Source organism: Allomuricauda sp. ANG21, assembly GCF_040705235.1.
Taxonomy (GTDB): Bacteria; Bacteroidota; Bacteroidia; order Flavobacteriales; family Flavobacteriaceae; genus Flagellimonas; species Flagellimonas marina.
Map to the genome: position 1 here is coordinate 95,280 of NZ_JBFCVT010000012.1, position 23,055 is coordinate 118,334.

16 protein-coding genes are annotated in these 23,055 nt (G+C 43.7%); 3 read left to right on the forward strand and 13 right to left on the reverse strand.

What is annotated here, in order from left to right:
* Position 1: 1 nt before the first annotated feature.
* Complete coding sequence (locus tag AB1A65_RS14085) at positions 2-1,147, forward strand: alpha-hydroxy acid oxidase (protein WP_366590354.1); 1,146 nt, start codon at positions 2-4, stop codon at positions 1,145-1,147.
* A 40-nt stretch (positions 1,148-1,187) separates the two neighbouring features.
* The gene (locus tag AB1A65_RS14090) at positions 1,188-2,597 is read left to right on the forward strand and encodes a hypothetical protein (protein WP_366590357.1); all 1,410 of its coding nucleotides are present in this window, start codon (positions 1,188-1,190) and stop codon (positions 2,595-2,597) included.
* Positions 2,598-3,551: 954 nt separating this feature from the next.
* Here AB1A65_RS14090 and AB1A65_RS14095 read toward each other — a convergent pair.
* From AB1A65_RS14095 to AB1A65_RS14150, 12 genes are all read right to left on the reverse strand, one after another.
* Entirely contained in the window at positions 3,552-4,247 is a 696-nt protein-coding gene (locus tag AB1A65_RS14095) for a GDSL-type esterase/lipase family protein (RefSeq protein WP_366590359.1), read from the reverse strand.
* 237 nt (positions 4,248-4,484) lie between these two features.
* On the reverse strand, positions 4,485-5,357 hold the full coding sequence (locus tag AB1A65_RS14100; protein ID WP_366590361.1) for a sugar phosphate nucleotidyltransferase: 873 nt from the start codon (positions 5,355-5,357) through the stop codon (positions 4,485-4,487).
* An 18-nt stretch (positions 5,358-5,375) separates the two neighbouring features.
* Positions 5,376-6,482 (reverse strand): galactokinase family protein, encoded by a 1,107-nt coding sequence (locus AB1A65_RS14105; protein ID WP_366590363.1) that lies wholly within the window; start codon positions 6,480-6,482, stop codon positions 5,376-5,378.
* Between the two features lie 84 nt (positions 6,483-6,566).
* Positions 6,567-7,925 (reverse strand): Gfo/Idh/MocA family oxidoreductase, encoded by a 1,359-nt coding sequence (locus tag AB1A65_RS14110; RefSeq protein WP_366590366.1) that lies wholly within the window; start codon positions 7,923-7,925, stop codon positions 6,567-6,569.
* 41 nt (positions 7,926-7,966) lie between these two features.
* A complete protein-coding gene (locus AB1A65_RS14115) occupies positions 7,967-9,289 on the reverse strand; it encodes a Gfo/Idh/MocA family oxidoreductase (RefSeq protein ID WP_366590368.1) in 1,323 nt (440 codons plus the stop codon).
* A 29-nt stretch (positions 9,290-9,318) separates the two neighbouring features.
* Positions 9,319-10,287 carry a formylglycine-generating enzyme family protein gene (locus AB1A65_RS14120; protein ID WP_366590371.1) on the reverse strand — a complete coding sequence of 323 codons (969 nt, stop codon included), beginning with the start codon at positions 10,285-10,287 and terminating at the stop codon, positions 9,319-9,321.
* A gap of 8 nt (positions 10,288-10,295) precedes the next feature.
* Complete coding sequence (locus AB1A65_RS14125) at positions 10,296-11,228, reverse strand: TIM barrel protein (protein WP_366590686.1); 933 nt, start codon at positions 11,226-11,228, stop codon at positions 10,296-10,298.
* A 70-nt stretch (positions 11,229-11,298) separates the two neighbouring features.
* Positions 11,299-12,834 (reverse strand): sialate O-acetylesterase, encoded by a 1,536-nt coding sequence (locus AB1A65_RS14130; protein ID WP_366590374.1) that lies wholly within the window; start codon positions 12,832-12,834, stop codon positions 11,299-11,301.
* A 140-nt stretch (positions 12,835-12,974) separates the two neighbouring features.
* Positions 12,975-15,488 carry a sodium/solute symporter gene (locus tag AB1A65_RS14135; RefSeq protein ID WP_366590377.1) on the reverse strand — a complete coding sequence of 838 codons (2,514 nt, stop codon included), beginning with the start codon at positions 15,486-15,488 and terminating at the stop codon, positions 12,975-12,977.
* A gap of 73 nt (positions 15,489-15,561) precedes the next feature.
* On the reverse strand, positions 15,562-17,652 hold the full coding sequence (locus tag AB1A65_RS14140; protein ID WP_366590379.1) for a beta-N-acetylhexosaminidase: 2,091 nt from the start codon (positions 17,650-17,652) through the stop codon (positions 15,562-15,564).
* A gap of 9 nt (positions 17,653-17,661) precedes the next feature.
* Positions 17,662-19,260, reverse strand: coding sequence for a sialidase family protein (locus AB1A65_RS14145; RefSeq protein ID WP_366590382.1), 1,599 nt, complete (start codon positions 19,258-19,260; stop codon positions 17,662-17,664).
* Positions 19,257-20,426 carry an AGE family epimerase/isomerase gene (locus tag AB1A65_RS14150; RefSeq protein WP_366590385.1) on the reverse strand — a complete coding sequence of 390 codons (1,170 nt, stop codon included), beginning with the start codon at positions 20,424-20,426 and terminating at the stop codon, positions 19,257-19,259. Before AB1A65_RS14150 ends, AB1A65_RS14145 begins: the two co-directional genes overlap by 4 nt.
* A gap of 125 nt (positions 20,427-20,551) precedes the next feature.
* On the opposite strand from AB1A65_RS14150, the gene AB1A65_RS14155 reads away from it, so the two are divergent.
* On the forward strand, positions 20,552-21,280 hold the full coding sequence (locus tag AB1A65_RS14155) for an FCD domain-containing protein (RefSeq protein WP_366590387.1): 729 nt from the start codon (positions 20,552-20,554) through the stop codon (positions 21,278-21,280).
* Between the two features lie 262 nt (positions 21,281-21,542).
* Here the strand turns inward: AB1A65_RS14155 and AB1A65_RS14160 are convergent, their stop codons facing one another.
* Positions 21,543-23,048 (reverse strand): RagB/SusD family nutrient uptake outer membrane protein, encoded by a 1,506-nt coding sequence (locus tag AB1A65_RS14160; RefSeq protein ID WP_366590390.1) that lies wholly within the window; start codon positions 23,046-23,048, stop codon positions 21,543-21,545.
* Positions 23,049-23,055 lie beyond the last annotated feature (7 nt).

The following is a 23,055-nucleotide window of genomic DNA, read 5'->3' on the forward strand; positions in this document are numbered from 1 at the left end:
TATGGCCCAAAGTTTCGATACCCGATATCCTTCCGTTGACGATCTGAGGGAAAAAGCCAAAAAAAGAATCCCACGCTTTGCCTTTGAATACTTGGACGGTGGCTGCAACGAGGATGTGAACATCCGCAGAAATACCTCGGAAATACGGGACATTACCCTAAAGCCCACCTACATCAAGGAATTTAAAGGTGCCTCTATAAAGACCACACTTTTCGGGGAAGAATACGATGCCCCCTTTGGTGTCGCACCCGTAGGTCTACAAGGTTTGATGTGGCCCAATTCCCCCGAAATACTGGCCAAAGCGGCCAACAAACACAATGTGCCCTTTATCCTAAGCACCGTGACGACCATGGATATTGAACGGGCCAGCGAACTTACCGAAGGTAAGGCTTGGTTCCAATTGTACAATCCAGCGGAGGACGCGGTCAGAAATGATATTTTGGATAGGGCAGCAGCTGCGGGATGCCCTGTTTTGGTGCTGCTTTGCGACGTACCCACCTTTGGTTACCGACCCCGCGATTTTAAAAACGGATTGGCCCTGCCCCCGAAGATGACAATGGCCAATATACTTCAAGTATTGGGCAAGCCAACTTGGGCCATGCAAACACTTAAATATGGCATACCCACATTTGAGACCTTGCGGCCCTACACCCCTGAAGGACTCAATCTAAAGCAATTGGGCAAGTTTATGGACAAAACCTTCTCTGGAAGGCTAAATGAGGAACGCATCAAGCCCATTCGGGACAAATGGAAAGGCAAGTTGGTATTGAAAGGTGTGGCATCCGAGGAAGATACCGAACAGGCCATTCGGTTGGGATTTGACGGTATTATTGTTTCCAACCATGGCGGACGACAATTGGATGCGGGGGAATCTACCATTGCCCCACTGACACGTATTGCCGCGAAATACAAGGACCAGATTACCATAATGATGGACAGTGGCATGCGCTCCGGTCCGGATATGGCAAGGGCACTGGCCAGAGGGGCCGAATTTACATTTATGGGACGCTCCTTTATGTACGGAGCCGCAGCCTTGGGCACAAAGGGGGGCGACCATACCATGACCATATTAAAAGTGCAATTACAGCAAATCATGGATCAATTGTGTTGTGAGGATATTGGTGACCTCCATAAGCATCTGATCTAACCAGCATTCACCTAAGAAATAACGATACAAACCAAACCGCATGAGCCAATACAATATTGATGAAGAAATCGAGGAAATCGCAGGTGGCGAATTCGAAAGGGAACCAGTGCCCCAATCAAAACTTAAAAGCTGGAAAAGCTTTTTGGGAATGTATGCCGGTGAGCATGCAGCCGGTACCGAGTTTGTAATCGGGCCACTCTTTTTGACCACAGGGGTCAGCGCTTTTGATTTAATTATCGGACTTCTTTTGGGGAACCTACTGGCCGTGCTCAGTTGGCGTTTCCTTACCGCCGAAATAGCCGTTAAATATCGGCTCACGCTCTACTATCAATTGGAAAAGATCGTGGGGAAAAATTTAGTGACGGTTTACAATCTTGCCAATGGCATCCTTTTCTGTTTTCTGGCGGGAGCCATGATTACGGTCTCGGCCACCGCCGTTGGTATTCCTTTTGATATGGAAATGCCCAAGTTGACCGATACCATGCCCAACGGAATTACCTGGATCATCATCGTTTTGGCCATTGGGGCCGTAATCTCCATTATTGCGGCCAAGGGTTATGAAACCGTTTCCAAAGCGGCCAACTATATGTCCCCCATCATAGTGCTGGCGTTTTTGGCGAGCGGCATTGTGGCTTTGCGCGATCTTGATGTGAACAGTTTCTCTGATTTCTGGAATATTTGGGGAGAAGGCAGTGAACCTTTTCCAGGGCAAATCAAATATACCTTCTGGCATGTTGCCATTTGGTCTTGGTTCGCGAATGCGGCCATGCACGTGGGCATGTCCGACCTCTCCGTATTCCGGTTTGCCAAAAAGGCAAGTTCTGGATGGACCACTGCGGCAGGGATGTATGTAGGCCATTATATGGCATGGATCGCTGCGGCACTACTTTATGCCGTTTACTTGGAATCACCAGAAGCACAAGCTGCATTGGCCGGTGGAAACGCTCCCAATGTAGCTCCCGGTCCCCTAGCCTACAATGCACTGGGAATCTTTGGTGCCATCGCCGTGGTGCTGGCAGGGTGGACAACGGCCAACCCTACCATTTATAGGGCAGGTTTGGCATTTCAAGCGATCATCCCTAAAACCTCAACATTTTGGGTTACCATCATAGCAGGCAGCGTAGCGACCTTAGCTGGACTCTTTCCTGCATTTGCGATGAAATTATTGGACTTCGTGGCACTCTATGGCTTTATTTTGGCACCTATGGGAGCTATCATCGTGTTCGAACACTTTTATGGGAAGAAAGCGAATATCATACTGGATTATGCGGAAAAAATGAACATGAAATTCAATCGTGCGGTGTTTTGGGCATGGGCCATCAGCTTTGGACTTTGCTATGGTATTTCTGTTTACTTTGATGTCTTTTTATCCTTTATGACCTTGCCCGCTTGGTTACTTTGTGGTGTACTGTTTTTGTTGATGTCCAAAAAGAAAGTGGCCACCGTTTAAAAGCTCTAAAAGAACGCACCATTGTAGTGTATATTCAGACTAGTCCGTACAAAACTATCTTTACAACTTATATAACGTTCAATTCATTTAGATTGTAGTGTTGAGCTATCAGAACCATTGAAGGGTTTCAGATTCTATGCTTTGGTATTATACTTAAGGTTATTCAAATCCATTTTTAGCATGCTTGAAAATAATTATAATGCTAACATACCAAGCTAATATCTGGTAGTATATTGTCGTCCTTAACCAATTCAAAAGCCTTAATAATTACTTTGTTCCCACTATATCTTCCTAATAGGATATCTTATAAGACAATGCTTCTTCTTAATCTTTTGTTCTGTGCTGCTTCCATGGATATATGAATTTCTCCAGTTTCGTAATTGATATTCCTTGCTAAGCCCGCCGTCCCTCCTTTTTTGGGTGGCAAAACAACAACATCCCTTTCTGTAGCCGGCATAAAGCCAGACCCCTCCCATCAGAGGGGTTTCTTTTTTATACGGCTCGTACAGCAAGGGATGCTGTACCCCATTTAGCATCAAAAAAAGGTGACAGCGATGGCCCTACTGGAAGTAAATCAAATACCACAAAACATGAAATCGTACACATCCCATCTATCAAAAGCAGCACAAAACCATCAAAAAAAGGAAGACGCTCCAGATACCGTAAGTAAATCAGTTGCCTGCGGCTTTTGTTTTATAGCTATTGGGGTTGTAGTTTGGTTTTTTAAACAAGAGTTCAATTATTTTTTAACCGCCCGCTTTGGGCATAAATCCTATCAATCATGAGCAATTTCAGAAATCATGTACAGTTAATCGGAAATGTGGGCATTTAATTACGCTAAATAGAGAAGGTGACCTTTTACAGTCACCTTTTCAAACCACAAACTAAATAAACATTGACTACTTATTTTTAAATGTTTTGATATGGTCCACATACTGTTTAAACAAATTCATCTTATAGATACGGCTTTAATAATATTGCCCATAGGTGATATCCTTTCGCCGTTAGATGCAATCCGTCATTGGTATACTGAATATCCAATCTTCCATTTTCATCCAAAAAATGCGGGTACAGATCTATAAGGTTTACTTTTTTTTGTTCAGTCATTTTTCGCAGACGCCTATTGATCTTTAAAATAAGGGGAGCCTTACTATAATGGTTTACAAATCGTTTAAAAGTTCCATTCACTGGTAGCAAGGTCTGAACATATATCTGGGTAGACGGGGATTCCTTTTGAATCCGATCGATTATGATACTGTAGTTTCTTAGGATAATATCATTAGAAATGTTTCTGGCCAAATCATTAATCCCTAACAAGATGAATATTTTTGCCGGTCTGCCCTCGGTAATTTCATCCAAGCGTTCTAGTACACCAAAAGTTGTGTCACCTGAAATCCCACGATTCACAGCATTGTCCATATCCAGCAATTCGTTCCATTGCGTTCCTGCCGTTATGCTGTTACCTAAAAAAATAACATCAAGGGTGTCATTCGGGAACATTCTGAATTGGGCGACCTTGTCTTCGAAATTACTTGGTCTACGGAGACTATCCACTTTGGTATTTTGCTGTGCATGGATACCGAAGTTGAAGCCAACAAAACACATCATACATATGATGTTGGGTTTAAAATTATCTCTTACTCTTACCATTTGACCATAAATTTGTTTTTGTATTTAGACTACACATGTTATTAAGCATTACCATGATAGAATGGACTTACTAAATTCCGTGGCTTTTCATAAACCCGATGATGCCACGTATCTATTTGGTTAATTTCGAAGTTAACCCAAGTAAATCTAGATGCATGAGTATTCCCGGATATCGTGACCATGCTCCAATAAATGAAACCATGATTTTATTTATTAATGTGAGCGCTTTAATGGGCCTTAATACCAATCCATTTTTGAATAATGTTTCTTTAGGTATTTTTTCACCTCCACTATGTCACTTTTGGCAGTTAAGTCGGGAACATGCTCGGACAAGGGAATAGCTTTCATTTCCCCTGGAAATTTCACAAGCATGTTCAGCAATGCTGTTGGCAATTCCTTTTCGTTGCGTATCGGATGGACAGGACAGTGCTTCAGAAAAGGAAAAAGCTTTTCACCGTCAAATGTAAAAATGTTCATACTCACCCTAAGTTTACCAAGGTTGTCTTTGTATTTATCTACCTCATCACTTTTTGGTTTTTCGATAATATCGATCAAATTAGAATCATCATCCATTTTGACCAGCGCAAAGCGTGAAATACGTTCCGAATCAAATTCAAGCGCATCACGATCATATGCAATTAAGGCTTGTGAGGATTTCGTATGGCGTACCCTATCAAACGCTTTTATGGAATATAGATTATCGCTATTGCATACGCTAAAACGCAACTTCTTCAATTCAGGGTACTGCTCCATAGCTTGGTAAAGGGCATCAGCGGTCCCGAATGGCTTTTCTCTACCAGATGGGATAGCTTGGATAGCGAAGACTACTTCGAGTCCGTGAAACCCATCTTTTCCCCCATAAAACTCTTGGAACAACTCCCCTTTTTCGCCAATGACGATATACACTTTTTGATATCCAGCTTTTTTGGCATTATACAGCACATAATCCAACATAGGACGTCCATCTGCACCTAAACCAATCAAGCCTTTACTCCGTTCGTTAGCCTGTTGTAGTTCTTCTGGGCTCAATATGGATTGGTTCTGTGCATTTTTCTTCATCCTTGAAGAAGCCCCTCCGGCCAGTATAACCAGACTATTTAGCGATTTCATGTTACTCTGTTTAATTGTTTATTTTTTTACTCTAGCACCTGGATCCACTTGAACCGTAAAGGCGTCCTTGGCACCTACCGCCCTTATGGATGCAATAACAGTATCTTCTTTGTCCTTAGGAGAAAGAACCACAATACACCCTCCCCTACCTGAGCCAACGATTTTCGCCCCATAAGCGCCTGCTTCAAGGGCAGCATCCACCATATTATCTATTAAGGGAACAGTTATGTTCAAATAATCCCGTAGTATCCCATGATGCTCCAACATCAGAGCACCTATTTTTTTCAAATCAAGTGTAGGTCTCCTGAATTCCAACAATGCCTCCCTTGTAATGCTATGATTGCGGACTGCGGCCACAAAGAAGACCTGTAAGTCTTCGGGCACATAAGCAAGGTAACTCCCAATATTTTCAATACTCACCTTACTCAAGTCAAATTCCTTAAGGTATTTTTTAATGGTCAAAACAGACAATTGTGCCTTATCCCTCAATTCACGAAGAACTCCTGAAGTATCTTTTGGAATGCCCGATACTCCGACAATAAGGCCCGGAATAAACTTCTCAAAAGTCTCGTAATACAAGGGGGTGCCGGTTTCCAGATAAATCACATGTCCCAGACCAATACTGTATTGGTCCATTTTACCGCCTGGCATGCCATGATAAACCACTTCTGCCTGATAGGCCATCTCAGCTACAAATTTGGGCGTAACGGGCACATCACAACCAAAGGAAGTGATCAAAAATTCCACCCATGCTACCACGAGTGCACTTGAGCTTGAAGTTCCGGCATTGATAGGAATGTTACCCGTAATAACAATATCATATCCTTGGTCAGGATAACAACCATAATCTGCTAGCAAGTCTATGGCAGCCATAAAAAAATCATCTTTTCCCACGGGAATGATGCCCTTATTCAAATCTATGCTTCTTTTCTCTCCAATGTCGGGTTGATCAATGTTTAAAAGACAGTTTGCATTTTTTTTGGCCTTTAATGTGATATGTCTGCTTATGGCACAGGCTATCACAGGTAGTTCCAAATAATCCTGATGGTCACCAAATAGACAAGTCCGTCCAGGAGCCTTTACGATAATCGTCTCTTTATCCTTTGTACTAATAGTTCCCTCCATTACTGCTTCTTATGTTCCATAGCGATAGGAATGATGTCAAGTGACTGCCAAATGAATCTGTACCAAATCTTAAGACCGCCCATTTCAATACTTCCCATTCATCCAATCAAATGATTTTCTTTTAATCCATTGGCCCCGAGTAAAATCAGGAAAGTCTTGTGATTCACCATTATTGGCAATGGATGCCTCAGAGAGGGGGGTGACGGCACTCCAAGCTGCTGCATCATAAACATCCAAGGGAGGTGCAATGTTCGCCTTAACACTTTCTATAAAGGCATTCATCACAAAAAAATCCATCCCTCCATGTCCGGCATCCTGGGCCATATCCCCAAATGCTTTCCACAAGGGATGATCATAATCCTTCAACCATGAATCCGCCTGGTCCCATTGGTGTGGGTCCGATTGACCCTCCACATAGATTCTATTGCCATCCACTTCCCAAAGGCCCTTGGCACCCTGTACCCTAAAGCCCAAAGAATATGGTCTTGGTAGATTACAATCATGGGTAATGATTATCGTCTCGCCATTGGCAGTTTCCAAAGTGGATGTGATAACATCGCCCTGTTTAAACTTTACCTTGGCATTGGGATGCTCCTCCCCACCGACCTCAACAACATAATTGTGCAACCCTATCCCTTTGGTGGCATGAGAGGTCATGGAAACCAATCTGTTTCCCCGATTAACGTCAGCCATTACAGCTATTGGACCAAGCCCATGGGTAGGATAAACATCTGCATTTCTTTTGACCGAATGTATGGTACGCCATTTGGACTCTGAAACTCCTTTTTCACCAAACTCAGCTCCCTTTCCATAAGCAGTTTTACCGTCGTTGAACTTCACATGTCTTAAATCATGCTGGTATCCACAACGAAAATGAACCAGTTCACCAAAAATCTGCTGTTTTACCATATGAAGCACTGCCATTACATCACGCCGATAGTTCACATTTTCAAGAATCATCATATGCGTGCCAGTTCGTTCATGGGTATTTACTAGATCCCAGCACTCTTCGAGTGTATTCGCCGCTGAGACTTCTACTCCCGCATATTTGCCAGCCTCCATTGCATCGACTGTCATGCGGGTATGCCATAGCCAAGGTGTTGATATGACAACGGCATCCAATTCTTTTATGTCCAGTAGATTTCTATAATCATAGGGGTTGCTTCCAAAGGATTTGGGCTTTTTTTTACTCGCCTTGGCTATCAAATCCTCGGCAATAGCAATTCGGCTTGCATCAATGTCACAAATAGCGGAAATATGGACATCATCGCGCTTCAACAGATTGGAGAGGTGGGTCGTTCCTCTAAGCCCCACACCAATCAATCCAATATTAATCGTGCTTTTGGGTATTTTATTTATCGCGCCATGGGCGAAGCTGGGCGCCAATGCCAAGGCAGCGCCCAGTATGGAGGTATTTTGGACAAATCTTCTTCTTGAACTCATATCAGTAAATCTTGTTGTAACTTATTATCAGTATTCTGGCATTAAAGAACTTTGGCCTGGCCAGGTACTGGAACAGGATAATTGCCATTTGCATCAGGTTTCGTTGGGGTTGGTGAATCCCAACTCAACTGCTCAGGCATAAGCTGAAGTTCCGAAGCCAAAGCCTCTTCCCAGCCAATGACCTTACCACTATAAGTGGCCATTCGCCCCATAATAGCCGTCATCGTGCTTTTGGCCCCATTGAAGGCATCATTTATTACACCCTTGTTCCGGATGGAGGCAAATAGTTTATTATGTTCCTCCTGATATGGATTATGACCTTTTGAGTTTTCTATGGATCGTACTTCTTTGCCGTTCATATCGTAAATTTTGGCCGCACCGGCGTCTCGTGTATCGACCTTCCCATTGGTCAGTTGGAATATTTCACCCACACGATACATGGTGTTGGGCTGGTGCCTACATTGACTTGAAATCACCGCTCCGCTTTGATAGGTGAACTCCACGAAGTGGTGGTCGTAAATCTCACCATGGTCCGGTCCTTTTCTGACCATTCGACCACCCATTCCTTGCGCTGAAACAGGATATTCCCCGATAAACCAATTGGCAATGTCAATATTATGAATATGTTGTTCCAGAATATGGTCGCCACAGACCCAGTTGAAGTAATACCAATTTCTCATTTGGTACTCCATCTCCGACTGCCCAGGTTGTCTAGGGCGCACCCAAACGCCTGAACTGTTCCAATAGACCTGCCCGGACATAATTTTTCCCAATTCACCACTTTTAATCAATGAGTTCACTTTGATGTAGTTTTCCTGATAGTGACGTTGTAGGCCCACAACGACATTCAGTCTCTTGGATTCTGCCAATTTGGCCATTTCCAATACCTTACGGATACCTGGTGCGTCCGTGGCAACAGGCTTTTCCATGAACACATGTTTGTCGTTTTCAATGGCATAGGCGAACTGATAGGGTCTAAATCCAGGAGGGGTGGCCAAGATTACTACATCGGCGAGCTCAATAGCCTTTTTATACCCATCAAAGCCAACAAATTTATGTTTGTCCTTGACCTTTATTTTTCCAGTATCCTTATATTTTTCATATAAATGGCCATAGCTTGAATTCAACTGATCTTCAAAGAGATCGGCCATAGCCACCAATTGTACATGATCATCGGCCTCCAAAGCCTGATTTGCAGCACCTGTCCCACGTCCGCCACAACCCACAAGGGCAATTTTCAACTTTTTCTCGTTAAACACATTGACCATCCCGTGTCCGTGTATCGATGGCAATAGTATTGCGCCTGAGGCCATGGATGCGTTCTTGATGAATGTTCTTCTAGATTTGTTTTTTGTTCTGTCCATATGTATATTCTTTTGGTGTGTTCTAATTTTTAATCCAATCCGTTGTCGCTCCAATATTCGTTCATCTCCTCCTTAGGTGGAACCTCTTTTGGGCGAACTACCCTAAAACCAACAAACGCTGCATCCGTAAACCACCATTTACTGCGTGGAAACTGTGGGTCTCTTTCTTTCCATATAGGTTTTGAATCCAATCGAGAGGCACTTCGCAATTGCTCCGGACCATCTTTGAACGAACCTCCCCTGACCACCACGGGATACTCAGTGACCACTGGTTCAAAAGGCAGTGTTGTATTTTGATAGCCATCCGCTTTGTATTGATCCAAGGTCCATTCGGCCACATTACCATACATATCATAAAGCCCCCATGGATTGGGCTTCTTTTCGCCTACAGGGTGATATGTGTCATTACTGTTGTTTTGGAACCATGCAAAGCCCCCCAATTTTGAGATATCCGTCCCAAAATGATAGGGATCAACGCTTCCCGCTCTTGCCGCATACTCCCATTCAGCTTCAGTGGGCAATCGATAGTATCTTCCAGTAATCGCAGACAGCCATTGACAAAATGCAGACGCGGCCCTTTGTGTGACATTCACTGCTGGATAATCCTTTTCCCTGCCCATGCCCAAGCTCATATCGACATATGGGGTAGTTGCCCCGGATATAGCATCAATGTCCAGTTGAACCTCTTCGCCTTTGTTTTCGTGGTCAAGATGGTCGATCGCCCTTTCCACAAAGAGATTGTATAGCTCCCAGGTAACTTCAAATTTTGACATCCAGAACCCATCCACTTCAATTTCACGTAAAGGGCCCTCGTCTGAGCTCCTGCCCATTTCATCTGTCGGGCTCCCCATCACAAAGCTTCCCGATGGGATCGAGACCATTTCCAAGTCAGTTGTGGTGCCTGGGAGGGTTTCTACGTAAGTTTCTTGCCCAACTCCTACGACCATGCCTGTCCATAGAAAACAAACTATTCCAATAATATTCCTATGTATTTCCATAAATTTTATTAAAAAGAGTCACTTTTTAGATACGCTTCGATTACGGCTTGCTCGCCTTCGACCCCTGGTCTGGAATTCCCGTGCTCCATTCCGACGATGCCCTTGAATCCTTTACCATGTATATGCTTGAACACATTTAGATAATTGATTTCTCCGGTAGTAGGTTCCTTCCTTCCTGGATTGTCACCAACCTGAAAATAGGCAATCTCATTCCATGATGCATCTATGTTTGGAATCAAGTTCCCTTCCTGTATTTGTTGGTGATAAATATCAAAAAGGATCTTACAGGACGGACTGTCCACAGCCCTGCATATTTCATAGGCTTGGGGGCTTTCGGTAAGAAACAGTCCAGGATGGTCCCTAAAATTCAGTGGCTCCAACACCATGGTCAGTCCATGGGGCTCCAACAGTGCACTGGCCTGTTTGAGGGATTCCACCACATGGGCCGTTTGATATCCTTTACTCAAGCGTAGGTCCACATGTCCGGGCACTACCGTCATCCATTCGGCATTGACCCGTTTGGCAATCTCAATGGATTCCTTGATTTCTTCCAAGAACTTTTCCCGAAGCGCCAAATCTCCATTGGTAAGGTTAGGTTTGTTCCAGGAAATTTCATGGGCCACGAATACCCCCATTTTCAAACCACGCTTTTCCATGGTACTTGCCATTTTCTCCTGTAATGTCACGGAGCGACCCTTCATCCCGTTATCCTCGAATGCCGTAAAGCCCATATCGGCCATGAAATGCAATTGATCGATAGGGTCTTTTCCTGCTGAGGCTTCGAACATTCCCAAATGCGGTGCGTAATTCAGCTTAAATTGGGCAGGTGTGTTGGACAATTTGCTATCTGTCGCATTGCGCTGGGCAAAAAGTCCTGGTATCCCGAGTCCTAATGCTCCCGAAAGCATCACATTGTCCTTTACAAAATTTCTACGGTTCATCATTCAATATTGATTTATGTTTTTTTTGGTACAATTGTTTTTGATTTTGCCAAATAATCCCTCATTTGGCTCATTGCTTCATGGTTACGGGCATGCGAAAGGTAGATGCTGGTAATTGTGCAGCATTCACCAAATTGCCACGGCTCCATGCCTGCCACCCATAGTATAAATATTTGGGACTGTCTTGGACCGGAATCACCACCTTTCCATGTTGTATTTCTGCATGAACAGGATTTAGGCCATCCACGGAGAATCCATGTACTTCCAATTCATCCTTGCTGGCAAGTCCTTCACCATATGCAAACGTTACCATTAATCGACCCTTATTGAACTCCACTTTTTGGACCAATGGCCCCGATGGCACAATGTCCCGCTTGTACGTTTTGAACAAGGCCCATCGAGCCAAGCGTTCGCCCACCGCTTTTTTATTTCTGGGATGTACATCATTTTTTGCCCCAATATCCGATGTAACGGCCATTCCCCCATTGGTGATCATGGATAAGAGTTTTCTTTGCTCGTTGCGGAATTGGGGCCATAGGTGTGCATTATAATTTACAGTATCTATGGAAGACAATTGTGCCCAGTAAAATGGTAATTGTGCATCCTTCCATCCAATCCTATAATCATTAACCATCAATGCTTGAAGATCAGCATATTCCATTACCCTTTCTTCTTCTTGCGCGTTGCTTTCCCCTTGATACCAAATAATGCCTTTTATGGGTAGTTGGAATAAGGGCTTCACCCCAGCTTCATAAGCAAACCCTGGTTTATAGCCATGATTAGGGCCTAACGTATCCTCAGGTACAGATTTCGCCTCTTCGAGGTTCTGCTTGCCCCTTTCACGGACCCATATTGGCAAATGGTCATTGTAAAGCCAATTGCCGGTTACCTTGGCCTTATATTTTTGGGATTCCGACAAGGAAACCGTACTGATGAAAGTTTCCAATGGTGCCCCTCCTATAGCTAAATTGATCAAACCAATGGGCACCCCTGTGGTATGCAGGATTGCTTGACTGAAATAGTAGCCGACGGCACTCATATCCTTTGCCGTTTTTGGATTGCTCGCTTCCCAGTGACCCTGATAAAAACTTTGGGTGTTCAACCTTCTTACGATTGAATCTCGAAAAATTTCGTTGTACACATTTTTTCCTGCATAGGTGGGATTGTAAAAACGAAACGATCTTTGGTCAGTCTTTTTCACTTCCTCAGCGTAGTGCAATTCCTTTTCTAGTGGCCATTCCATATTGGATTGCCCGAGACAAAGCCAAATATCCCCAATCAGTACATTTTTCAATGAATATTGTTCGCCTGCATGTCGTATCATTAACGACCGCCCTCTAGTATCCGCTTCCCGAGGGTCAAAGGTTATACGCCACGATGTATCATATTTGACCACATCGGATTTGGTTTCTCCATTAAATGTAACCTCAACGGTCTCCTTCGGCTTTCCCCAACCCCAGATATGAATGGGTTTGTTGCGCTGTAAAACCATGTTATCCGTAAATATGGAAGGAAGTTTTAATTGTGCGCTTGCAACCGGGATTCCGCATTGAATGAAAAGTCCAATAACAAATAAGGCAATTTTTAATTTAGTTTTTACTTTCATTCTTATTTAGAAAAATCAAGCATTTCAAAAGCATACACATCATTGTAACAATAGCACAAAACCCATCGTAGGATACCGACCTTATTCTCATTACATCAGGTTCAACACATGGCAAAGCTTCATGGCAGAGATATGCCAATTTATCCATTAGTTTTTTTGAACAGAAGGCTAAAAATGTACCCAAACCCATAACAGGAGACAACCCCAAAGAAGGCATACATCAAAAAGCTTATCTCGGTATAAACGCTGATGTACCAAATAAGGACGGCACTGGCAAACAACCCCAATAATGTACCTTTGGCATTGGCCTTTTTTGTAAGCATGCCCAACAAGAACATGCCACCCAAACCTCCTGTAAATAGTCCGAGATACCTATAAAATTCATCCCATAGCGATTTTATGTTGGAGTTGGCCATCCATAGTGCGAACAGCATCCCGATAAGCCCCGTAAGTACCGTAACTATTCTAGCTATACGCAATAATCGTTTATCGGCCACCTCTTGATTGAACCGTTTGTAAAAATCGTTGCAAAAGGCTGTGGAAACCGAGTTTAGACTACTGCTAATGCTACTCATGGCCGCAGAAAAAATACCTGCTACCAAAAGACCCGATACCCCAACCGGCAATTCCTTTACAATATACATGGGAAAAATAGCATCGTTATTGGAAATGGTTGGAGACAAACGTTCCGGAAATTCTGAGTAAAAGATAAACAGTAATGTTCCTAGGCCAAAGAAAATGATACTGGCCGGTAACGTTAAAACAGCATTGGTATACAAAGTTTTTTGGGAGTTCTTTACATCTGTACTGGTCAGGTACCTTTGGACTATGGTCTGGTCCGTTCCTTGTGTCACCATTGCCGAGGCAAGTCCGCCAATGGTCACGACCCAAAAGGTGGATTTGGTGAAATCGAAATCCATATTGGCAACATTGAACTTGTGTTTTTCCGAAGCATAACTGATCATATCCCCAAATGAACTTTCGGTGTGCAACATGATCCATACTACCGCCAGCACGCTTCCCCCCAATAGTACGACCACCTGTAACACATCCGTCCAGATAACCGCCTCGATTCCGCCAAATGCCGTATATGCGATACAAAGCACGCTCATAATCAATATACTGATCTCCACTGGAATACCTGTTACTATGGATATGGCCAAAGAGGGCAACAAAAGCACAATACCGATACGCCCCAATTGAAATAAGATAAAGGACAGACTACCGAAGGCTCGAGCCGCATAATTAAAACGGTCCTCCAAAAATTCGTAGGCCGTTGTGATTTTCAGTCGATTAAAAAAAGGTATGAAAACCAAGGAAATCAAAGGTGTAATGGCTATGGCCGCCATATTCAGCATAAAAAAGGACCAATCGGTAACAAATGCCTTTGCTGGAATGGCCATGAAGGTAATCGCGCTGAGCAAAGTGCCAAAAACACTTAGCCCACTGGCCCACCATGGGATACGCCCTCCACCTACAAAATAATCGTTGGTCGACTTTTGTTTATATGAAAAATAAACTCCTATGAGCAATGATAGCATGAGGTATCCGAACAACACCACATAGTTTATCGTACCAAAGGGTTTCACCGCCTCTCCTTCCGTAATTTTTTGAACGACATTAGTTCGGATCCCCGGTGAGACTTCACCGGAAATGACGACCACATCCTCTTCTTGCTCAAAAGCAAGTGCGGTGACAGGCAAGGGCCTGGACAGGGAATCGTAAACGAACCACTTTCCAGTAATGGTGTTGTATGATAAGACCTTATTTGAAAACCCGGGATGATTATTTAAAATATCATCCCGTTCCTGCACCATTTTTTTTAATAGGAAGTCGTTCTGCTCCATTTGCATCTCCAATGCAATATTTTCGAGCCGATTGAAAAGTACCTCATCGGAACCACCATAAACCAAAATGTGCATAGACCCCATAGCCCTTGCATAAGCGCCCATCAAGACCAACGGAATGTTGTTTATTTTCACCTCCCCTGCTTTGCTCCAGCTTCCATGCTGTAGGTCATATGCCAAAAATGCGGTGAGGGGAACTGATTTTTTACCAGTTTCTTGATTTCTGCCGCCAATGACGAATAATTTTCTGGAGTGCTGGGTATCCTGTATCGCTACCGTATGCAGGGCCCTTGGTTCCCCCGGAAAATCCGATAACCGTTCCCAAGATTTTGTGTCAAGGGACAACCTGTAAAAGGAATTCGTGGTGGCATTGGTATTTTTCCCCCCGACCACATACACATATCCATTTTCCAGCACTGCGGAGGAATAGGCCAATGGTTCGGGCAGGTCGGGATACTCAGTTAGGGTTACAGATTTACTTTCAGTATCTATCTGCAATAGTAGTACTTGATCCGTGCTTCCCTGTGCATTCTCACCGCCAACTAACAAAATACCTTCAGGCAAAGCAACACTTGCACCATAAGCTAGTGGCTTAGGTAATCTGGTTGTCGCCCTGTTCCATTGCCCACCATCTAAATAGTAAATGGCATCACTCCATACCTTGGAACCTCCATCCCAAGGAAGTCCATTGGGAAAATTGGCCCCACCGGCAGCAATCAGGACACCTTCCTGTTCACCACCCATCATTCCTGCAAAGCCATTGCCGACATCAAGATCTGAACCTATTATGGGGGGCAGCGAATCCAAAACCAATTTTTGTTGATTTTGCCCGGTAGAAATACACGTGACACAACATAGGACAATACATAATATAAACCGTTTAATTGTCATTTCGCTCTGCTTTGGTAGTTAATCTAAATTCTAATTCCTTAGCCTCTTTAACACCTTGCTGTGTTTGCAAAATAGGTACACAGGTAAACATCCATTTCCACGAAGGCTCATCAAAAGGCACCTTCAGCAGTATGGTGTTCCATCCTTTCTGCAACGGAATTTTGGTCGGTTCACGATAAAAGTAATCTTCATCAATAAAGGGAACCTCGTCCGATTTCACCGGAAAGTCTGGTTGCCTCCATTTTGGAGGGGCTATACTATTTCCGTTCACCCATATTTTTGGTTGGGTATGATGCCATGACCCCTGTTTGGGAAAAGGGCCTCCTCGACGTCCTCCGGAACGCGACCATCCATGAAATCCAATCCAAAAATCCTGTTTGCGCACATCGGGTGAATATATTTGGGTCGTGGCGTAAAAAGTTCCACGCTCTGCATCCGTTATCGAAGGAAATCCAAAAAAGTGCTTCAAATGAATAGTTCCTCCCATATAAGGGCCCTTCCAACTATATGGGTGACCATCGACCACGTAGCTTTCCTTGATTTCCGTTTCGATTGGAAAAGATGTAGAAACATCACCATTATGATCAAAAGGCCCTATGATCTGCCATGGTACACGGGTTTGGGAAACATAAGGAAATTCTTTGCCCGAAAAGAACAGGTCACGGTGCCTGATCACTTTTTCCTCCAAGCTTTGAAAGGCCTTGAACCCATCCGAACCGACTTCTGGAAGGATGGTCCAATACAGTTGGTCATAGTCTGGCCTTCCGTTCCAAATAGCATCAGAATAAAAAACAATGGAAGGGTAGATAGGGTTCTGACGTAAAATATCACGCTCTTTGGACACAGCATTGTCGGGCCATGCACACAAGATACCGCCCAAGGCCATTGCATCACCATCTTTTTGGCGGCCAGGCTGTTGAAAAAACAACCTCACCATTCCAGCGAAAGGATCTAAATGGTTGATATAGTTGGCTCTAGAGTCAATAAACTGTCTGCCTGCCGTGGGTGAATGCCGTGCCCATAATTGCTGTATGGTGACAATATCATTGTCCAGTTCAATTCCTTCTTTCCATGTGATAACCTTTCGATTGTTTTTCTTGATAAAAAGGGCAATGGTCTCTATAAACGCTTGCGGAACCTCCTCGGCCCTATTTCTTACCTCATCAGTGCCCATGTGTATATAGGGCATCTCATTGGCATCAGCAAGCGACATAAGCTCATCGAATAAATCCAAAAGAATGGCCAACACTTCTGGGTTATTCATTTTTTGGAAACCAAAGGCCCTGCGGAACGCCTCCGTATGACCGGGAATATCAAATTCCGGAATTACAGTAATGTTCCGCGCTTTACAAAAAACCAAAATCTCCTTGAAATCCGCTTGCGAATAATAGTGGCCAACATCTCTGGAAAAGGCCTCATCAGATTGTAATTGGGGATATTTGCGACTCTCCAATCTCCATCCGGGATTATCGGTTAAATGCCAATGAAAAATGTTGTATTTGTAATTGGCCAGTATCTCAATCTGTTCTTTCAATTGGTCTACAGATTGAAAATTTCTTCCTGTATCGTGCATAAAGCCCCTAATGCCAAAGGAGGGCCAATCTATGATATCAACCGTGGGAAAATGTCCCTTACCATCCAATTTTCGAAACAATTGTTTAAGGGTTGCGATAGCATAATAAGCACCTTTCCTCGATGGTGCGGAAATCGTCACCACACTATCTATTCTTAAATTATAGGCCTCATCGTTTGGACCAAGGGAACTGTTTCTTTGCAGTGTAATGGCTAAACCCGCTGTGTGATAGGGAACCCCCTTTTCCTCTAAAAAGTCCTGAAGGAACCTTCCCGTATCCTTGGTAAAATCATTGGATTGTATGGAGAACCCATTAAAACTCACCGTTCCGTCCCCGTATTTGATGTCCTTTGGAGTGGGTATAATAGGATATGCGCTTTCCAGTTCCATTTCCATGGACTGTGAATAACCTTCACCTATGATTACAAAAAAAAGGAAGCCTACCACACCCATCACGTATTGTATATTGGTACAAAGAGGAATGGTGTGAACTATACGTGTCTTCATTAAAGTAAATTAGGACCCAATCAACTCGTTCAAAGGGATTTTTTGAAAATATAGCTCCTTTTTTCCTTCATAAAGAATCCCCAAATAATTGTCATCGATTATGGAAAGACATGAATATCCATAGGTATCATCGGCATATAGTTCTATTTGGTTGCTCTCTGGCCAAGACATTCCCAAATCAAAACTTGTTTTTATAGTGATATGGTTACGACGTGACTTGGAATCTGGATTCGAAAAAAACAAAATCTTTCCTCGTTCTGGATGATCATACGAAATAATACTCGCCATACAATTGGGTTCAATCAAAGCCTTTCGGGAGGTTGGATGTTCCACCCAAGTTTTACCCATGTCTCGGCTTATAGCCACAGATCGACCGTTCAAACTTTCCTTTCTATTGGCCCTATTACGGTCATCACGCATATTGAGCATAAGCGTTCCTTTGGATATTTGCACCACTTGTGCTTCGGTGGTCTCTGATTTGGCACCGGTACCCACTTCCCAGGATTCGCCCCCATCCTCACTATAAATAATTGTTGAATGTGGAATCCGGTCCTTATTCTTAAACTGCGCAGGAAATACCAAGGTACCGTTGTCCATGGTAATACCAGTCCCAGGACCGTTAAAGAACAGTTGCCATTCGGGATCTTTTGTCGTCTCGGTAATATTGATCGGGGATGACCACGTTAAACCATCGTCCTCACTTTTTACCAGCATAAACTGACCGGTTTTTTCCTCGGACAATCCGGGCTGGGAAGCATTCCATGCTCGCTCCCCTGGATAACCATGAAGCCAAAGGGCTGCCACCCAAATGGTATTGGTAGAGCGGTCTACCAACACGGCAGGGTCTCCAATTCCGTTTTGATCCTCAGGCAGTCCATTGAATTCCCCCATATCCATGATTACCTTCATCGGTTCCCAAGTTACTCCGCCATCCGTACTACGGCTCATTCCTACATCGATATTTTCTTGCAGATCTACGGGATCATTATATCGATTATCGTAAACAGCGATCAAAGTCCCGTTATTTGTGGTCGCCATTCCAGGTATGCGATAGGTATCGACACCATCCTGACCCTGTTGTCTCAGCGCAATACCCAAACGCTGTGGTTGGGAAGCCGCCTCCATTTGTGTTGCAACCTGGGAATCATTGGAAAATAATACGTTCAATAATTGCACATCGATTTTTCCCAATAAATTGGGTTGTTCCTTTACACCAACTGCAAGCCAGAAGTATTGCTTGCCTTCGTTTAAGGGCTGAGTTCCACGAATAGAAAATGACTCCGACAGATCTTTCGTTTTTTGGACAACCGAAGCCTTTTCAAAATCGTCCTCACGATTATAAAAGAGTGTTGCTTCCACCAAGTCTCTGATGTTCGTGGTCCCCTCCAAGGAGAATTCGAATTCATCGACATTTATATCACTAGGAAGTTCAGGGGCATTGATTTCGACCTTTAGGACTTGATTATTATCTTTTCCCACCAAAACGGGCAAGACCGGTTGGTGTGCCTTGACCTCAATGGTGTTGTTTTTTTTGCTACTGCATGAAAGTGCCAATAGGATAAGAAGGACACTCAGCGACAATTTGGACATAAGACGAATCAGATTCATTGTAATGTATTTTTATTTTCGATTGTTTCAAATGTTTTCCAGCATTGATAAAGGGCACGTGGAACATGAAAACAGCCTTTCCACTTACCTCCCTTTAATGTTAAATGTGGGTGACCCTGACGATTTAAGTAACCGAACCATTCCCCATGTTCAGGGTCGGGAAAACGGCTCCAAGTGTACTGATGGACCTGTTCATACCATGCACATATTTTGGGACATTCCGTGAGTTGGTACATTTTGGCCAATGCCACCAAAGCCTCTAGATGCACCCACCATAATTTTTGATCGTGTTCCAACTGTTGCGGTGGATGCCCCTTGGCATCCATAAAGTAAAAAATTCCACCGCATTGGTCGTCCCAACCATATTCCAAGAGTCGAAGTACAGTGGCCTTAGCACTATCAAGCAATTCCATATCCTTTCTTCGGGACGCTATATCCGCTATGAACCACATGGCCTCCAAACCGTGGCCTGGATTGATCAACCTCCCCTCAAACGAATCGTTCAACGATCCATCAAGATTGACATTTTCATAAATGAGGCCTGTCTCTTTTTTTAAGAACGTTCCCATTACCTCATCCACACAGGTATCCAAGGTGCGCTCTACCTGTTCGGACGGCAGTACGTGTTCCAATTCGAGGACGAGGTTGGATAGGATCATGGGCAGGGCAAAATTTTTAAGCGCTCTTGTCCCGGTACCCTTTTCATATTTTCCTTTGGGGTCATCCCTTCTTTCCAGAATATTCTGGTATGTTTTCTCAGCAATTTTCCCAGCTTCGCCATCCCCCGCTGCTTTGGCGTATTGGGCAAAAGCCATGGCTGCAAAACAATCAGAGAATATATTATAGGGCTGTATCAAGGGCTGCCCATCAGAAGTCAATGAAAAATAGAAATTACCCTGTGGATCCTTCCCAAACCTTTTAAGGAAGTTGATACCAGCTTTGGAAATGTCGAGCCATTTTTCATTTTGCTCCACAGTATTGTAAAGCATGGCAAATAACCAAGCCTGTCTTCCCTGTAGCCAAACGAATTTATCAGTATCATACACCTTACCAGTGCGATCAAGACACGTAAAGTACCCCCCATGGGCAGGGTCAATGGAATACTTTTCCCAAAATGGGAGTACATCCGTCAACAGAGCTGTTTTATAAATCGAAGAATATTTCATATTATGTATGACATAATACAAATATACATAAATTTTCAATATATTTGTACTACTCCTTAAAAGGAATTATGTTTATTTGCCAGCATTGGCATCCAAGATGCGCTAAGGCAGCAATTCGTTAATCTATGAAGCAGTTAAAGAAATTAAAGCCGGTCGATACCCTTTCACTTGTAGACAAAGTTGAATTGAGCTTACTGGAGTTTTTTAAAGTGAACGAGATGGGTCCAGGCGATCCCATCCCCAAGGAATTGGATTTTGCCAAGAGCCTAGGTGTCAGTAGAACTGTTGTTCGGGAAGCGCTGTTGCGGTTAAGGACACTTGGACTCATCGAATCCAAAAAACATCGGGGAATGATATTGAAGCAGCCCGACATTATCAATAATTTCGAACGCATCATGGACCCGACCCTTTTGGGCACGGAAACCTTAAAAAACCTATTCGAGCTGCGTTTGATCTTGGAAATGGGCATGGCGGATTTTCTCTTCGAGCACAAGACGGACAAAGACATTGATGAACTGGAGGCCATAGTTGAAGAGGAAGAGGCTACTGATACAGGCAAGGTTCGATTTTCTTTGGACAAAGAAGTTGCTTTCCATGGCAAACTCTATCAAATTTCAAAAAATGACACCCTACAACGGTTCCAAGGTTTATTGTTACCTGTTTTTGAATACGTTTACCTAAGGGATACCGAAAACCGTGATTTGGATGAATACCATTACACCAAGGGTACCTTTGTAACCCATCGAATGCTTCTGGACAATTTAAAAATAGGATCACCCGAAACCTTTCGAAATGCTATGAGGCGCCATCTAGAACCTCATTTTGACCATATTTTTAAGTACGAAAAAAAGTAAACCTTCTTCCTCGTTCAGTTATCTAAATACTCGGTCATTACCGGATTTGACATGCAGTTTACCAAGTGATTGCCCCGCAGCACTAACTTTTATTGGTGATAGTTACTTTCCCATCCGTGCAGGTTTGAGCGAAATCATCCTATTCTACCACTTTTTATGCGCTCTATCTCACCATGAAAAAAGGCCCGATACTATCGGACCTTCCTCTCTTGAATCAAATATAACTAAACTAACTAACTCAAATCAATTCACATACCCTTTGTTATTCCCAACCAGGGGTTTGGTCCAATAACGGATTACGCCCAATCATGTCGTCAGAAATAGGTAATAACAACTTGTACTCATCTCCAGGGTTAAGGAAACTGATATTGTCAATGACAAAATCGTCGCCCGCACGCCTAAGGTCCCACCAGCGCTTTCCTTCGGCTACAAACTCCTTGTAACGTTCGGTCAAGATCGCGTTGGCATTGGCAACTTGGGTACCATTTGAATAAGCATGAATATTTGGATCGTAATCTTCACCATAGGCCCTTTGGCGAATTTGATTGATTTCTCCTGAAGGATCTTCCCCTAAGTAATTTTTGGCCTCTGCCATCAGTAACAGTACATCGGCATATCTATATAAGGGTACATCATTCTCAAATATTCGCTCGGTAGCGTCTACCCTTCCCAAAAATTTGTTCAATATGGAGCCAAAGTAAGTAGGCTCGTTATACATGGCATATCCTACACCACCATTGTCATCGGTGTACAACTGGATAAATGTCGCCTTCTTTCTATCGTCCGCATTGTCATCCAATAGTAGGATGGTCTTTTCGGATGGTCCATACCTATTGGCACCTGCAATGATAAAATCGCTCATCGATTCGCCATCAGCATTGAACTGCGGATTGATTTCCGTTGTCCTTCCCGTAAAACTGTTGTAAATATTGGAAGCTTCGTCCCTTTGATATTGCAAAGCAAATATAAATTCATTATTTCCTTCATTGGCCACACCCCATAACTCATCAATACTTGGGGCCAGTCCAATACCAATGGGTGCTATCTGCTCCAACGCATCCTTGGCTGTGGTAAAGTCGGCGCTACCACCTCCCATCAAATTTCCGGACCATATATATACATCCCCCTTAAGAGCCAAGGTCGCGGCCTTGCTCCAAAAGTTTCTATTGCCTTCCCAAAAAGTAGTATCTGAGCCAAATGCGGACAATGAGGCCTCAATGTCCGATTTTATCTGGTCCATTACCTCAGCCTGAGTGGATCTTTCCCTACTCAACCCGTTGGGGTCCACTGTAGACAAAGGTTCCAAGATAATTGGCACATCGCCCCAGGTCTTTAATAAAGTATAGTAATAAAATGCCCTCAAGCCATAGGCCTGACCCAATAAATGGTCTTTATCCGATTCGTTGATGAACTCCACGTTGGGTACGTTGGCCAAGAAGTCATTTACCCGATGTATCTGGGTGTAAAACCCAGCCCATCCTCCAAACGGAGCAGTTGCCTGGGTAAAACTGGATTCGATCAAGGCTAGGTTTGAGGGGGACTCATACGTTCGTCCGCCCCATACATCACTTCGTATTTCACCGAGCAGCCACAGGTCAGCAGCTTCTCCGCGCAAGCTTGCAAATAGGCCGGTATGGGCGGTTCTTGCACCTTCCTCTGTATCCCAAAACCCTGCGGTAGTAAGTTCACTTGGTGCGTCCAACTCCAATTCGCTTTCACAGGAATAGAAGCTTACTATTGCTGTTAGAATATATATATACTTTTTCATCACTCTA